Consider the following 14598-nt stretch of genomic DNA (forward strand, 5'->3'; position numbering starts at 1 on the left):
GGTCTCGCGAACGATCCCGACATGGCCAGCACCTGCGGCCCCCCCGCCCGCGCGGGGGTACGGGGGTGATCCTCGATCCTGCCGTACCCCCGCGCGGGCGGGGGGGCCGCAGGTGCTGGCCATGTCGGGATCGTTCGCGAGACCGTACCCCCGCGCAGGCGGGGGTCCAGGGTTACGGGCGGGGGCGCTTGTGGCTCTGGACCCCCGCCTGCGCGGGGGTACGGGTTTGTTGGGGCACGGAGCGGCCGGCCGGCAGAAGAAGCGGGACCCCGGGTCGAGCCCGGGGTGACGGTGGGGGTGGGCTGACGGTGGAGGAAACGGGCGCGGGTCTCGGTTAGCGTACCAACGCCCTGCCCCCTGCACCCGAAACCGGTTCGCGGGCGTTACAAGTTTCGCTGCGCCCTGGTCTGCGCAGCATCCGGGGCAACAGAAAGCAGCATCATGGGCGAACCGTCCGATTTCGAACTCTCGCGCCGTGGCGTGCTGACCGCCGGGGCGGCCGGGGCCGCGCTGGTGGCGGCGCCATTGTCGGCGACGCAGGCGGCCCCCGCCCCTGCCCCGCCGGCGATGCCGGTGCGGCTGAACGTCAACGGGACGGTGCGCGAGCTGACGCTGGATACGCGGACGACGCTGCTGGATGCGCTGCGCGAGCATCTGCACCTGACCGGCACCAAGAAGGGCTGCGACCATGGCCAGTGCGGTGCGTGCACGGTGATGGTCGAGGGCAAGCGGATCAATAGCTGCCTGACGCTGGCGGTGATGCATGACGGCGATGCGATCACCACCATCGAGGGGCTGGGCACGCCCGAGCGGCTGCACCCGATGCAGGCGGCGTTCGTCAAGCATGACGGCTATCAATGCGGATATTGCACGCCGGGGCAGATCTGTTCGGCGGTGGCGGTGCTCGACGAGATCCGGCGCGGCATCCCCAGCCATGTGCAGGCCGACCTGACCGCCAAACCGCGCGCGACCAATATGGAGCTGCGCGAGCGGATGAGCGGCAATATCTGTCGCTGCGGCGCCTATTCCAACATTGCCGATGCCATGGCGGAGGTCGCGGGCGCATGAAGGCATTTACCTATGAGCGCGCGAAGGACCCGGCCGAGGCGGCGCGGATCGTCGCGACCCGGCCCGGCGCGAAATTCATCGCCGGCGGGACCAACCTGCTCGACCTGATGAAGCTGGAGGCGGAGACACCGACTCATCTGGTCGATGTGCAGGATCTGAAGCTCGACCGGATCGAGCGGACGTCGGATGGCGGGCTGCGGATCGGGGCGCTGGTCAGCAATACCGACCTTGCCGCCCATGACCGGGTGCGGCGCGATTATGGCGTGCTGACGCGGGCGATCGTGGCGGGCGCGAGCGGCCAGTTGCGCAACAAGGCGACGACGGCGGGCAATCTGCTGCAACGCACGCGCTGTCCCTATTTCTACGACACCAACATGGCGTGCAACAAGCGCAAGGTCGGCTCTGGCTGTGCGGCGATCGGCGGCTATTCGCGGCAATTGGGCGTGATCGGTGTGTCGAACGACTGTATCGCGACCTTTCCAGGCGACATGGCGGTGGCGATGCGGGTGCTGGACGCGGTTATCGAGACGGTCGACGGCAGCGGGCAGACGCGGCGGATTCCGATCGCCGAGTTTCACCGGCTATGGGGTGACCGGCCCGATCTCGACACGGTGCTGAAACCCGGCGAGCTGATTACCGCGGTCACCCTGCCCCGTCCGATCGGCGGCAAACATTTTTACGAGAAGGTGCGCGACCGGGCGTCCTATGCCTATGCCTTGGTGTCGGTCGCGGCGGTGATCCAGCGCGACGGCACGGGGCGTGTGGCGTTCGGCGGCGTGGCGCCGCGTCCGTGGCGGGTCGAGGCGGCCGAGGCGTTGCTGCCGCAGGGTGCTGCCGCCGTGACGGCCCGGGCGTTTCAGGGCGCGACGCCGACCAAGGACAATGCGTTCAAACTGCCGCTCGCGACCCGCGCGCTGGCCTCCGTCATCGCGCAGGCGAAGGGGTAATTCCATGAAGTTCGAAACCCCCGCCGGCACCAATCCGATCGACCGGCAAATGGTGGTCGGCCGTCCGCGTGCGCGGATCGACGGGCCGAAAAAGGTCGCCGGCACCGCGCCCTATGCGTTCGAACATGCCCGCGACGTGCCGAATGCGGCCTATGGCGTGATCGTCGGGGCGGGCGTGGGCAAGGGGACGATCCGCTCGATCGACCTCAGCGCCGCGCGCGCTGCGCCGGGCGTGCTGGCGATCGTCACCGCCGACAGCGCGGGGCCGCTGGGCAAGGGGCGGATGAACACCGTCAAGCTGCTCGCCGGGCCGGCGATCGACCATTATCATCAGGCGGTGGCGGTGGTCGTCGCCGAAAGCTTCGAACAGGCGACCGCCGCTGCGCAGCTGGTGCGGGTCGATGTTGCGCGCATCAAGGGCCGGTTCGACCTGGAAGAGGGGCTGGCTAGCGCCAAGCCGGCGCCGGGTGACGACGGCAAGCCCGAGGCGCGGGTCGGCGATTTCGAAGGGGCTTATGCCGCAGCCCCGGTCAAGCTCGACGCCGAATATACCACGCCCGACCATAGTCATGCGATGATGGAGCCGTTCGCCTCCACCGCGCGCTGGGACGGTGACGCCCTGACGATCTGGACGTCGAACCAGATGGTCGATTGGGGGCGCGGCGATCTGGCCAAGACGCTGGGCATTCCCAAGGACAAGATCAATCTGCAATCGCCCTATGTCGGCGGCGGGTTCGGCGGGAAGCTGTTCCTGCGGGCGGACGCGGTGCTGGCGGCGCTGGGGGCGAAGGCGGCGAAGCGGCCTGTCAAGATCGCGATGGCGCGGCCGATGATGGCCAACAACGCCACCCACCGTCCCGCCACGAAGCAGCGCATACGGATCGGGTGCCAGCAAGACGGGACGATCACCGCGATCGCGCATGAAAGCGGATCGGGCGATCAGCCGGACGGCGGTCCCGAAGCGGCGGTCAACCAGACGAAATTGCTCTATGCCGGGGCAAACCGCCTGGCGGCGATGCGGCTTGCGGTGCTCGACCTGCCCGAAGGCAATGCGATGCGCGCGCCGGGCGAGGCGCCGGGCATGATGGCGCTGGAAGTCGCGATGGACGAGATGGCGGAAAAGCTGGGCATGGACCCGGTCGCGTTCCGCATCAAGAACGACACGCAGGTCGATCCGTCCAACCCGAACAAGCCGTTTTCGCAGCGGCAGCTGGTCCGCTGCCTGACCGAAGGCGCGGAACGCTTCGGGTGGGCGAAGCGCAATGCCAGGCCGGGGCAGGTGCGCGAGGGCAAATGGCTGCGCGGGATCGGCATGGCGGCGGCGTTCCGCAACCATGTCAACATGAAGTCGGCGGCGCGGGTGCGCCTGGTCGGCGGGCGGGTCGTGGTCGAAACCGACATGACCGATATCGGCACCGGCAGCTACACGATCATCGCCCAGACCGCCGCCGAGATGATGGGTGTGTCCGTAGAGGCGGTCGAGGTGCGGTTGGGCAACTCCGCCTATCCGGTGTCGGCCGGGTCGGGCGGGCAATGGGGCGCGCCGAACAGCACCGCGGGCGTCTATGCCGCCTGCGTCAAACTGCGCGAACAGGTTGCGGCCAAGCTGGGCCTCGGCGCCGATGCGGTGTTCGAGGGCGGGCAGGTGCGCGGCGGCGGACGGGCGGTGCCCTTGCGCGATGCCGGCGATCTCAGCGCCGAGGACAGGATCGAGTTCGGCGCGCTCGACAAGCAATATGCCTTTGCCACCTTCGGCGCGCATTTCGTCGAGGTCGCGGTCGATGCCTATACCGGGGTGACCCGCATCCAGCGGATGCTGGCGGTGTGCGCCGCGGGGCGGATCATCAACCCCGTCTCGGCGCGCAGCCAGGTGATCGGCGCGATGACGATGGGCGTCGGGTCGGCGCTGATGGAGGAGCTGGCGGTCGACAAGCGCTTCGGCCTGTTCGTCAACCACGACCTCGCCAGTTATGAGGTGCCGGTCCATGCCGACATCCCGCATCAGGAGGTCGTGTTCCTCGCCGAGGCGGACGAAAAGGCCAATCCGATGAAGGCCAAGGGCGTCGGCGAACTGGGCCTGTGCGGGGTCGGCGCGGCGGTGGCCAATGCGGTGTACAACGCGACCGGCATCAGGGTGCGGGAGTATCCGATCACGCTGGACAAGTATCTGGACAAGCTGCCGGCGGTGGTTTGAGTAGCGTCGCCCCGGGCTTGGTCCGGGGTGATGCTTGTTCTGCCGAGGACTGATCGACCCGGGGACGCCGGCACCCGCCGCCAACACGGCGGCCGCACAGCCGCCGGCCACCAGCCAGAAGCTGCCAAAGGCCTCCGCCGCCAGACGACGGGCATTGGCGATGGGACGAGGACGATCGCTGTCAGGCAGCACACGCTCCCGTCATGTCGGGAACGGCATTGCCGGCGGGCCGCGATGCCACGACCCGCCGGCGGTGGCGGTTATTCGCCGCGAAGGGTGTTGACGACCGCGATCGCGGCGACGCCGGCCAGCGTCGCGGCGAGGAACGGGCGTTCGCGCGCGAACTGGCGCGCCTGATCGATCAGCGGGCGGACGGTGGTTTCGACCGCATCCTTCGCGTCGCCATAGGTCTTCTGCACGGTGCCGCCCAGCTGGTCGGCCTTGCCCTGCCCGCGCAGCTTGTCGTTGCCGGTCGCCGCGCCGATGCCTTCCTTCAGCTTGCCGCCCAGATCGGTGGCCGCGCCGTTCAGCGTGTCGATGTTCATGGTTGGTCTCCGTCCGATTGCGAGGGAAACGTCGCGCGTCGGGATCGTCAGGCCGAACCCGTGCCAGCGAACGGGCAAGTCCGCATCGATGAACGGCGGGCGGGCCATGATGACGCCAAGCGCAACGACGAGCACGCACAACCCCGAACCCAGCGGAATATATCCTGGTATCTTTGCACTATGGCGCGCGTATCTTTGCAGGATCGCGACCGGAACGCACCATGACTTGGCCGGACGGGCAGACCCGCTGCGGCTATTCGGCGCGGAACGGCGGCCAGAGGCGGGCGGCGTGGATCAGGACTAGGATCCAGACGGTGTCGTCGGCGACTTCATAGACCAAGCGGTAACTGCGGTGTGGGGTGAGCTCGCGCGTCCCCGGCACCTCGCCTTCGTGGCCGGACAAGGGAAAGTCGGCGAGGCCGGCGGCCGCTTCGCCGAACGACCGGTCGAGGCGGACGGCGGCGGCGGGATCGCGCACGGACAGATAGTCCCAGATTGCCAGTCGGTCCGCCTCGGCCTCCGGCGTCCAGCGGACCTTCACTCCGGCGCGAGCGCGGCGCGGCGGGCGGCGAAGTCGGCTTCGACGGTATCCTGGTCACGGCCCTGCCCCGCCGCGACGGACCGGCGGGCGGCGGCGACCTTGCGCGCCAGCAGATCGGCATGATCCTGTCGAGCCTGTTCGCGCTGGATATAGTCGCGCATCAGTTCGCGGACGACCTGCGACGCCGGGCGATGGCTCGCCTCCGCCGCAGCCATGAAGGCATCGCGCAGATCGGGTTCGAGCTTCATGGTGAAGACGGCGGCTTTTGACATGGGCGTCCTCCGTTGGCGTACTGACAAGGTATATACCGTCAATACCTTGGCGGCAATGCGACGGCCGCACTGAATCAAACCGCGGTTATGCTTGCCGGATTGAAGGTTTTCATGACATAATGATGTGATCAGGGTTCAAACGGGCGGGTGCTGCGCAGCATGAATGCAATTACGGCACAGATCGGCGATCTGGCGGACGCCGGCGAGCGGATGATCGAGCGGCTGCGGCGCAAGGCGTTCCTGCCCGAAAGCCGCAAGGGCCTCAATGTCCGCTTCGGCATTGCCGAGGCGGCACAATTGCTCGGCTGTTCGACCAACCGCATCCGCATGGCGGAGGAGGACGGGCGCCTGCCCCCTGCCCCGGCCGCCGACAATGGCCGGCGCCTGGGATACAGCGTCGAGGAATTGCTGCACATGCGGCAGGTGCTGGGTGCCTCCCCCGCCCGTGCGCCGCTCGACGTGCCGGCGGTGATCGCGGTGCAGAACTTCAAGGGCGGGGTCGGCAAGTCGACCGTCACCACCCACCTCGCCCATTATTTCGCGGTACAGGGATACCGGGTGCTGGTGGTCGATTGCGACAGCCAGGCGACGACGACGACGCTGTTCGGCTTCAACCCGCATTTCAACATCACGCGCGAGGAGACGCTCTACCCCTATCTGTCGATCGATCCGACGCAGAACGACCTGTCCTATGCGGTCAAGGCGACGCCATGGCCCAATGTCGATCTGATCCCGTCGAACCTCGAACTGTTCGACGTCGAATATGAGCTGGCGGCGGCGGGATCGGACGGGGCGTCGGTGCTGGCGGCGCGGTTTCGCAAGCTGAAACAGGGGTTGATCGACCTTGCGCGGCATTATGACATCGTGCTGCTCGACCCGCCGCCGGCGCTCGGCACGATCAGCCTCGCGGTGATGCAGGCGGCGAACGCGCTGCTGGTGCCGCTGGCGGCGACGACGCCCGATTTCTGTTCGACGGTCCAGTTCCTGTCGATGATGGACCAGGTGCTGCAACAGCTGGGCAGCGCGGGGATCGAGGTCGATTACAGTTTCGTCCGGCTGATCTGTTCGAAGTTCGACGGCAACGACCCCAGCCATGCGATGGTGCGGGCGATCATGGAGCAGAGCTTCGGGCCGGCGCTGCTGCCCGTCCCGATCCTCGAATCGGCCGAGATCAGCCATGCCGCGATGCGGATGATGACGGTGTACGAGCTGGAAAAGCCGATCGGCACGCCCAAGACGCACAAGCGCTGCCGCGCGAATCTGGACGAGGCGATGGGACAGATCGAGCAGCTGGTGCGGCAGGGTTGGGGGCGGGTGGCGCCGGCGAGCGAGGAAGAGGTGGTGCATGCGGTTTGACAGCGCAAAGCGCGGCGGACGCGCGCGCAGCGCCAGTCAGCTCGAACCGCTCGGCCGACGGGCCAGCAGCCCGATCGACGGGTTCGCGCAGGCGGACCCGGCGGGGTTTGATCGCGGAGCGGCCGCCTTCTTCGTACCCCCGCGCAGGCGGGGGTCCAGGGTAACGACAGGACAGCGCCCGTGGCTCTGGACCCCCGCCTGCGCGGGGGTACGGTTCGTGGCAGGGTCAACCGATCTCGCCCCCCTCCGCGAACCCCCTTTCCTACATCGCCAAGTTCTGCATATGTTCCGCGCGGAGGTGACCCATGGCGCGTAAGCAATCCGATTATCTGGCCGCGTTGCTCGACGACGGCCCCTCCCCTGCCCCGGCCCCTACCGAACGTGGGTCCGAGCGGCTGCGCGGCACGACGCTGTTGGGCCGGGAATCGGCGCTGGCGCGGGTCGCGTCGGGCGAGGTGCGGCAGGTGACGCAGCTGCTGCTCGATCCGGCGCGGGTGCGGATCTGGCCGGGCAATGCGCGCTCCTATGCGCATCTGACCGAGGCGGGGTGCCGCGAGCTGATCGATTCGATCATCGCCGAGGGTGGGCAGAAGGTGCCGGCGGTGGTGCGGCGGGTCGAGGGCGATCCGGCGCATGATTATGAGGTGATCGCGGGCACGCGGCGGCACTGGTCGATTTCGTGGCTGCGCGCACACAGCTATCCCGACATGCAGTTCGTGGCGCAGGTCGCGACGCTGGACGACGAAGCGGCGTTCCGGCTCGCCGATCTGGAGAACCGCGCGCGGGCCGATGTGTCGGACCTCGAGCGCGCGCGCAACTATGCGGCGGCGCTGAAGACACATTACGGCAACCACGCGTCGCGCATGGCCGATCGGCTGAAGCTGTCGAAGGGCTGGCTGTCGAAGATGCTGCGGGTGGCGGCGCTGCCCGATGCGGTGGTCGCCGCGTTCGGATCGCCGGCCGAGGTGCAGCTGAAGGGCGGCTATGCACTGGCGCAGGCGCTCGACGACAAGGCGCAGGCGGCGGCGATCGTGGCGGAGGCGAAGGCGATCGCGCGCGAACAGGCGACGGCACGGGCGAAGGGGGCAGCGACCCTGCCCGCCGCCGATGTGTTGCGGCGGTTGCTCGACGCGCCGAAGCGGGGGACGAGCGAAACCGCCCCCCATATATGGCGGATGCCGTCCGGACGGCCGGCGATGACGGTGCAGAGCGCCAACCGGCAGGGTGTGACGCTGCGCCTGCATGCCGGGTCGGGCGCGAGTGTCGACGAGCTGACGCTGGGACTGCGTATCCTGTTGGCTGAGCTGGAGGCTCAGGGGCGCGGGTTGCAGCGGTGAGCGGGCAAGGTTTCCCCGGGGAAACTTTTCGCCGCGCGTGCGGGGCGGCCGGCGGGTGGCATGGGATGGCCTTGGATCGGGTTCACGCGAAGGCGCGAAGGGCGCGAAGGATATTCGCTCGCGACGAGCGTGGTCCCCTTGGCGCTGACTGGGTGGCTATCGGCGAAGCAGCCACGAACGCACCCCCTCTGCGCCCTCTGCGCCTCTGCGTGAACCAATGCTTTTCTTCCGGCGTACGGGAATGGAAAAGTTTCCCCGGGGAAACTTCGGGCCCGAGGCACCGCTCGGCATTCGGCGGCGGGTGGATAGCGCTGTCCCCGCCCCTGCCCGGCGCGGATGGCGCGACGTTCGGAATTTGGGATCGCGCGGAGGCGCGGAGGGCGCGGAGGCGGTTCGCTTGCGGTGGGCGTGGCTCTCTTTATCCAGGCAGAGGGTTGATCGCTGACGCCGCCCGGAACGCGACCCCTCCGCGCCCTTCGCGCCTCCGCGTGAACCCGTTTCTTTCCTTCGCAGCGACCGGCTCAGCCCAAGTTTCCCCGGGGAAACTTTTCGCTATCGACCGGGCGCTTGCCCGGCAGGCGCGAACGGGTTCGCGTAGCAGCGCGCATGCCCTGCCCCCGTACGTACCCCGGCAGGTGCCGGGACATGGTGCGGCGTGGGCTCATGTTGCGCGGGACTGCGCGTGCGTGCGGCGATTTCCGGTGTCGCCCTCCCCTGCCCCCCGAGTTTCCCCGGGGAAACTTTTCCGGAGGGCCGCATGACCCGCGCTGCGTCCGAGAAGGTCAGCGAGCAGTTCGACCTGTTCCTGCCCTATCTCGCCGACCTGCCGCTTCGCGACCAGCGCGAGATGATGGAGCGGCCGTTCTTCAGCCTTGCCAAGTCGAAGCGGGTCAAGCCGATCGATTATCAGAGCCCCGACGGCAAGCTGTGGGTGCATGTGTCGGCCAATGCCGATTACGGCATGGCGACGATCTGGGACGCGGACATCCTGATCTATTGCGCGAGCGTGCTGGCCGATATGGCGAGGCGGGGGGTCAACGACGTGCCGCGCAAGCTGCATTTGATGCCCTATGACCTGCTGCGCGCGATCGGGCGGCCGACGACGGGGCGGGCGTATGAGCTGCTGGGCCAGGCGCTCGACCGGTTGGTGGCGACGACGATCAAGACCAATATCCGCGCCGACGCCGGTCAACCGGCCTCCGGCCGGGGGCGCCGCGAAGCGACGTTCAGCTGGCTGGATGGCTGGACCCAACTGGTCGACGAGAAGACCGAGCGGTCGCGCGGCATGACGATCGAGCTGTCGAACTGGTTCTGGGAAGGGGTGATGATGACCGGCGGCGTGCTGTCGATCGACCGCGCCTATTTCGACCTGACCGGCGGGCGCGAGCGCTGGCTGTACCGCGTGGCGCGCAAACATGCCGGCGGCGCGGGCGAGGCCGGTTTTGCGATTTCGATGCCGACTTTGTTCGAGAAATCGGGCGCGGAGGGGCAGTATCGCCGCTTCAAGTTCGAGATCGCCAAGATCGCCGAGCGCGACGAACTGCCGGGCTATGCGCTGACGCTGGAGCAGGAGGGCAAGCGCGAGCCGATGCTCCGGATGCGGCGGCGGGCCGATGGGGCGGCGCGGACGGCGAGCGTCGCGCCCCCCCCTGCCCCTGCCCCTGCGCCGGTCGCGGAAGCCGCCCCCTCGCCCGCGCGGATCGAGGAACTGGTCGATGCCGCCGCGATGATCCGCGCGTCGATCCGGGGGCTGGCGGGCAAGGCGCAGCTGGGCGAGATCACCTCGCAGACGCTGGAGACGCTGCGGTCGGAATGTCCGGGGTGGGATTATCATACGCTGCATGCCGAGTTCCGGGCGTGGATCGACGGCGATCCGGCGCGCACCCCGGTCAATTATCAGGCGGCGTTCATCGGCTATGTCCGGCGGTTCGACGCGAAGCATCGGCACGAGTTGCGGTAGGGTGCTGGCGCTTCCCGCTAGCGTCATCGCGGCGAAGGGCGGGGTCCCGTTGTTGCTCGGCGCAGCGAGAGGCGCGGGACGCCTCGAACGGTTGTCGGGATTGCGGTAGCGGGATCGGGTCCGGAACGGGGCGGGGCCTTATGCTGGCGGCGGACGATGCGTTTCCTCGCGGGTCTGGCAGCCTTCTCACCTGTCGGTAGAGGGAGCACTTTGCTCGGTTTACAGGCGGTAGAACGCCTCCGGGTCGCGGCACTTCTCGGGGTGACCGTACCCGTCGGAGAAAAAGAAGCGGGACCCCGGATCAAGCCCGGGGTGACGGTTGTGGGGGCGTTCGGGGCAGTTTCATCGGGGCGTCAGGTCGGATGTGGTGCCGAGACTTACTGCCGATGATCGACGTCCTTGCTGGTCGGTACGCCTCTTTGCCCGATCCTGGCATCGCAAGCGTTCCCGAAGTGTCGGCTGTGATCCGGGCGAACGTTGCCATCCGTCCCAGTATCGGACGGGCATTGCGCGGTTTGAACGACTTCGCGGGGGCGGCGGTTGGAATTGATTCAAACGCGGCGCCGGATTGGCCCGCCAGTGGCAGGCATCGACACTCCGGGAACGCGGTTCGATCCTTCGGGAACGGTAGGTCGACACTTCGGGAACGAAACCGTCGACCTTTCGGGAACGGAAGGTCGATCCTTCGGGAACGAACCCACCCGGGCGAATCGTGGACTAACGCCGCGTTCGAGCGGTCCGGCGCCCTCCTTAACCCGCTAACCTTCTAAGAAACCCTCTAACCCCGTGGATGGGTTCTTTGAGATTTTGAGAGAGAATATCTGCACCGAAGCTGCACCGCCTCTCCCCGAAACGTCCCCGGGCTGCGGACCATCGGTCGACGCCCGTGACCTAGGCGGAGGGCTCCTGTCGACCGAGGAGCCGCACGATGCGCCTGAGTTTCCTGTTGAAGATCGCCGCCACCGTCGGGCTGGTGCTGCTGTTCCATGGCCTGTTCCCCGACGGGTTCGAAGGGGCGCGGGTCGGGGGACTGGCGGCGGTGTGGCTGGTCCTGCTGGTCGCGGTGCGGCGCGACGTGGCGCGCAGCCGCAGGGCATGGGTCGCGCTGGGCGGGGCGGCGGTGTTTGCGGGCATGCTGGTCGACGATCCGGGGCCGCTGCCCTGGGTACTGTTCTGGGCGGTGCTGTCGGTCGCCGCGCTGATCCCGCGGGTGGCAGCGTTCGACGATGCGTGGCGCTGGGCGATGCGGCTGCTGGTGCAGGGGTTGAGCACGCCGTTCGCGCTGCCGTTCGACCTCAGGCGGATGGGCGGCGTGCGGGGCAGGGGGCTGTCGCCGGTGCGGATCGCGGCCACGCTGGCGCTGCCGGTGATCGGCGGCACCCTGTTCCTGGTCCTGTTCGCACAGGCCAACCCGTTGATCGAGAACGTCTTTTACAATGTCGCCCTGCCCGAACCATGGCAGCTGGGACTGTGGGCGGCGGTCGCGGCGATGGCGTGGCCCGCCTTTCGTCCCCGCGCGGCGGCGATCCGCTGGGCGGCGCGGCTGCCCGATCCCGAACCGCGGATGCCGGGTACGTCGCTGCCCTCGGTCCTGCTGGCGCTCGGCCTGTTCAACCTGCTCTTTGCCGTGCAGAACGCGCTCGACATCGCGTTTCTGTGGAGCGGGGCGGGGCTGCCCGAGGGCGTGAGCGCGGCGGATTACGCCCATCGCGGGGCCTATCCGCTGATCGCCACGGCGCTGCTCGCCGGTGTGCTGGCGCTCGCCATGCTGCGCCCGGGGAGCGAGAGCGCCGGCAACCGCTGGGCGCGGCGGCTCGTGACGCTGTGGGTCGCGCAGAATCTGGTGCTGGTGGCGTCGAGCGTGCTGCGCACCACCCGCTATATCGACGAATCGATGCTGACCGCGTGGCGGATCGCGGCGCTGTTATGGATGGGGCTGGTCGCGCTGGGGCTGGTGCTGATCGCGTGGCGCATCCTGAGGGCCAAGAGCGCGCGGTGGTTGCTCAATGCCAATGCGGTCGCGGCGGGGCTGGTGCTGAGCGTCTGCGCGACCGTCGATCTGGGGGCGACGGCGGCGGCGTTTAATGTCGATGCGCAGCGGCCCGAGGCGGTCGATCTCTGCTACCTGCGGCATGTCGGCGATGGTGCGCTGCTGCCCATGATAAAGCTGGAGCAACGGCTGATGGACGCGGCGACGCGCGAGCGGGTGCGCTTCATCCGGCAGACCCTGTTCGCCGATCTGCTCTGGCGGCAGACGCATTGGGGCAGCTGGACCCCGCGGGGTGCGCGGCGGCTGTCGGCGGCGCGCGCGGCGCTGGGCCGGGAGGTTGCGCGGCCGGTCGACCCGCGCCTCCGCTTTTGCGACGGATCGCTGCCGAATGAGGTGCAATCTTGACGTGCGCCCCGCTGGCGCTGATCCAGTGCCCCATGCCGCGCACGATCCTGATCGCCGATGACGACCCGCATATCCGCCAGCTGCTGGCCTTCGCGCTGGCCAAGGCGGGGCTGGAATCGATCGAGGCCGGTGATGGCGAGGCCGCGCTGCAACAGGCCGCCGACCAGGCGCCCGACCTGATCATACTCGACATCAACATGCCGCGCATGGACGGGATCGAGGTGTGCCGCCGGCTGCGCGCGGGCAGCGACGTGCCCATCCTGTTCCTGTCAAGCCGCGACGACGAGATCGACCGGGTGTTGGGCATCGAGCTGGGCGCCGACGATTATGTGGTGAAGCCGTTCTCGCCCCGCGAAGTGGTGGCGCGGGTTATGGCGATCCTGCGCCGGGTCGGCGCGCGACCCCCGGCGGTGGAGAGCGCCGCCGCGCCGCTCGGCCATGGCCAATTGCGGCTAGACCCCGATGGCTGGCAGGCGAGCTGGGGCGAGGAGCCGGTCGCGCTGACCGTGACCGAGTTCGGCATCTTGCGCACGCTGGCGGCGATGCCGTCGAAAGTGTTCAGCCGCGACGCGATCATCGACCGGCTGCACGGTCCGGGCTTCGCGATCACCGACCGCACGATCGACAGCCATGTGCGCAATTTGCGGGCGAAGTTCGCGGGCGTCGGGGCGAATGACGTGGTGGAGACGCGCGCCGGGGTCGGCTATCGCCTCGGCAATTGCGGGGCATGATCGGCGCCGCGAAGGCGTTCGTGCGGCGGCATTGGCCCCGGCTGCGGCTGCGCACGATATTGCTCGCGACCTTCGTGTTCGTCGCGGCGTTGCCCGGCGTCGGGGCGCTGTTCCTGCGGGTTTATGAAAACAGCCTCCTGCGCCAGACCGAGACCGAGCTGGTGGCGCAGAGTGCGGCGTTGGCGGCGGTGGCGGCGCGCGACTGGCCCGGCGGCGAGGGGGCGGGGATCGTGCGCGGCGGCTATGCCTCCGACCTCGACCTGCGGCTGTCGCGGATATTGCCCGAGCGGCCGGCGCCGGTGGCGATGCCGGGCGCCGACCGCCGCTCGCTCGCCTGGGCGGGGGAGGTCGCGCCGGTGCTGGCGATGACGGCGGCGACGACGCTGGCGTCGATCCAGCTGCTCGATCCGCAGGGCCGCATCGTCGCGCGCGGGCCGGCGGGGACGGGCTATCCCGGCCTGCCCGAGGTTCAGGCGGCGCGGGAGGGGCGGGCAGTGACGACGCTCCGCCGCAACGGCGCCTATCGCCAGCATTATCCGCTCGAATGGCTGAGCCGCGCGTCGGACCTGCGCATCCACCATGCCCGGCCGGTCATCGTTGGCGGGCGGGTGGTCGGCGTGTTGCTACTGGCTAGATCGCCGCGTAGCCTGTTCGTCGGGCTGTACGAGGATCGCGGCAAGATCGCGTTCGGGATCGTCGCGATCTTCGTGACGCTGGTGGCGTTGAGCGGCCTGTTGTCGCGCGGGATCGTGCGCCCGGTCGAGGCGCTGCGCGATGCGACGCGGGCGGTGGCGGGCGGCGGGGGCAGCGTGCCCGAACCGCCGCCGACCGCCGCGATCGAGATCCAGGCGCTGTACCGCGATTTCGGCGCGATGGCGGAGGCGATCGCGCATCGCTCGCGCTACCTGCGCGACTTCGCCCATGCGGTCAGCCATGAATTCAAGACGCCGCTGGCGGGTATCCGCGGCGCGGTCGAGCTGTTGCAGGACCATGGCGACATGGGGCTGGACGACCGGGCGCGCTTCCTGTCGAACATCGCCGCCGATGCCGACCGGCTGAACCTGCTGGTCAGCCGGCTGCTGGAACTGGCGCGCGCCGACATGGCGACGCGCGAGGCGGGGGTGGCGACCGACCTGTCCGACGTGCTGGCGCAGGCGGCGGATGCGAGCGTGCTGGCGGTGACGGTGCCCGACGAACCGCTGCCCCGCGTCGCCGTGCCGCGCGGCGTGGTGGAGACGGCGCTCTCTACGCT

General features: G+C 68.9%; 12 protein-coding genes. 9 read left to right on the forward strand and 3 right to left on the reverse strand.

The genetic code is table 11. The annotated features are described in order from the left end of the window. Positions 1 to 441: 441 nt before the first annotated feature. The 3 genes from paoA to paoC are packed head-to-tail and all read left to right on the forward strand — an operon-like array spanning position 442 to position 4209. Entirely contained in the window at positions 442 to 1068 is a 627-nt protein-coding gene (paoA, locus tag CA237_RS18225; protein WP_066691158.1) for an aldehyde dehydrogenase iron-sulfur subunit PaoA, read from the forward strand. Further along, positions 1065 to 2015 (forward strand): xanthine dehydrogenase family protein subunit M, encoded by a 951-nt coding sequence (locus tag CA237_RS18230; RefSeq protein ID WP_066691155.1) that lies wholly within the window; start codon positions 1065 to 1067, stop codon positions 2013 to 2015. Before paoA ends, CA237_RS18230 begins: the two co-directional genes overlap by 4 nt. Before the next feature lie 4 nt (positions 2016 to 2019). Continuing rightward, on the forward strand, positions 2020 to 4209 hold the full coding sequence (gene paoC / locus CA237_RS18235; RefSeq protein ID WP_066691152.1) for an aldehyde oxidoreductase molybdenum-binding subunit PaoC: 2190 nt from the start codon (positions 2020 to 2022) through the stop codon (positions 4207 to 4209). Between the two features lie 260 nt (positions 4210 to 4469). Here paoC and CA237_RS18240 read toward each other — a convergent pair whose 3' ends face one another. The 3 genes from CA237_RS18240 to CA237_RS18250 form a co-directional block, all read right to left on the reverse strand. Further along, positions 4470 to 4754, reverse strand: coding sequence for a CsbD family protein (locus CA237_RS18240; RefSeq protein ID WP_126015149.1), 285 nt, complete (start codon positions 4752 to 4754; stop codon positions 4470 to 4472). Between the two features lie 253 nt (positions 4755 to 5007). Then, the gene (locus CA237_RS18245) at positions 5008 to 5295 is read right to left on the reverse strand and encodes a type II toxin-antitoxin system RelE/ParE family toxin (protein WP_066691149.1); all 288 of its coding nucleotides are present in this window, start codon (positions 5293 to 5295) and stop codon (positions 5008 to 5010) included. Further along, complete coding sequence (locus CA237_RS18250) at positions 5292 to 5567, reverse strand: antitoxin of toxin-antitoxin stability system (RefSeq protein ID WP_126015151.1); 276 nt, start codon at positions 5565 to 5567, stop codon at positions 5292 to 5294. The genes CA237_RS18245 and CA237_RS18250 overlap by 4 nt, the downstream gene beginning before the upstream one ends. A gap of 159 nt (positions 5568 to 5726) precedes the next feature. Between CA237_RS18250 and CA237_RS18255 the strand changes: the two genes are divergently transcribed. The 6 genes from CA237_RS18255 to CA237_RS18280 form a co-directional block, all read left to right on the forward strand. After that, positions 5727 to 6923, forward strand: a complete 1197-nt coding sequence (locus CA237_RS18255) for an AAA family ATPase (protein WP_066693471.1) — start codon at positions 5727 to 5729, stop codon at positions 6921 to 6923. A 305-nt stretch (positions 6924 to 7228) separates the two neighbouring features. Then, entirely contained in the window at positions 7229 to 8260 is a 1032-nt protein-coding gene (locus CA237_RS18260) for a ParB/RepB/Spo0J family partition protein (protein ID WP_066693469.1), read from the forward strand. 757 nt (positions 8261 to 9017) lie between these two features. After that, on the forward strand, positions 9018 to 10220 hold the full coding sequence (locus tag CA237_RS18265; RefSeq protein ID WP_066693467.1) for a replication initiator protein A: 1203 nt from the start codon (positions 9018 to 9020) through the stop codon (positions 10218 to 10220). Positions 10221 to 11148: 928 nt separating this feature from the next. Then, on the forward strand, positions 11149 to 12615 hold the full coding sequence (locus tag CA237_RS20170) for a DUF4173 domain-containing protein (protein ID WP_066693465.1): 1467 nt from the start codon (positions 11149 to 11151) through the stop codon (positions 12613 to 12615). Further along, the gene (locus tag CA237_RS18275; protein ID WP_241215547.1) at positions 12612 to 13346 is read left to right on the forward strand and encodes a response regulator transcription factor; all 735 of its coding nucleotides are present in this window, start codon (positions 12612 to 12614) and stop codon (positions 13344 to 13346) included. The genes CA237_RS20170 and CA237_RS18275 overlap by 4 nt, the downstream gene beginning before the upstream one ends. Next, positions 13343 to 14598 (forward strand): histidine kinase dimerization/phospho-acceptor domain-containing protein (locus CA237_RS18280; protein ID WP_126015153.1); only part of this gene is annotated, 1256 nt, incomplete at its 3' end. The genes CA237_RS18275 and CA237_RS18280, both read left to right, overlap by 4 nt.

It is taken from the genome of Sphingomonas sp. ABOLH (assembly GCF_003951715.1).
GTDB lineage: Bacteria > Pseudomonadota > Alphaproteobacteria > Sphingomonadales > Sphingomonadaceae > Sphingomonas > Sphingomonas hankookensis_A.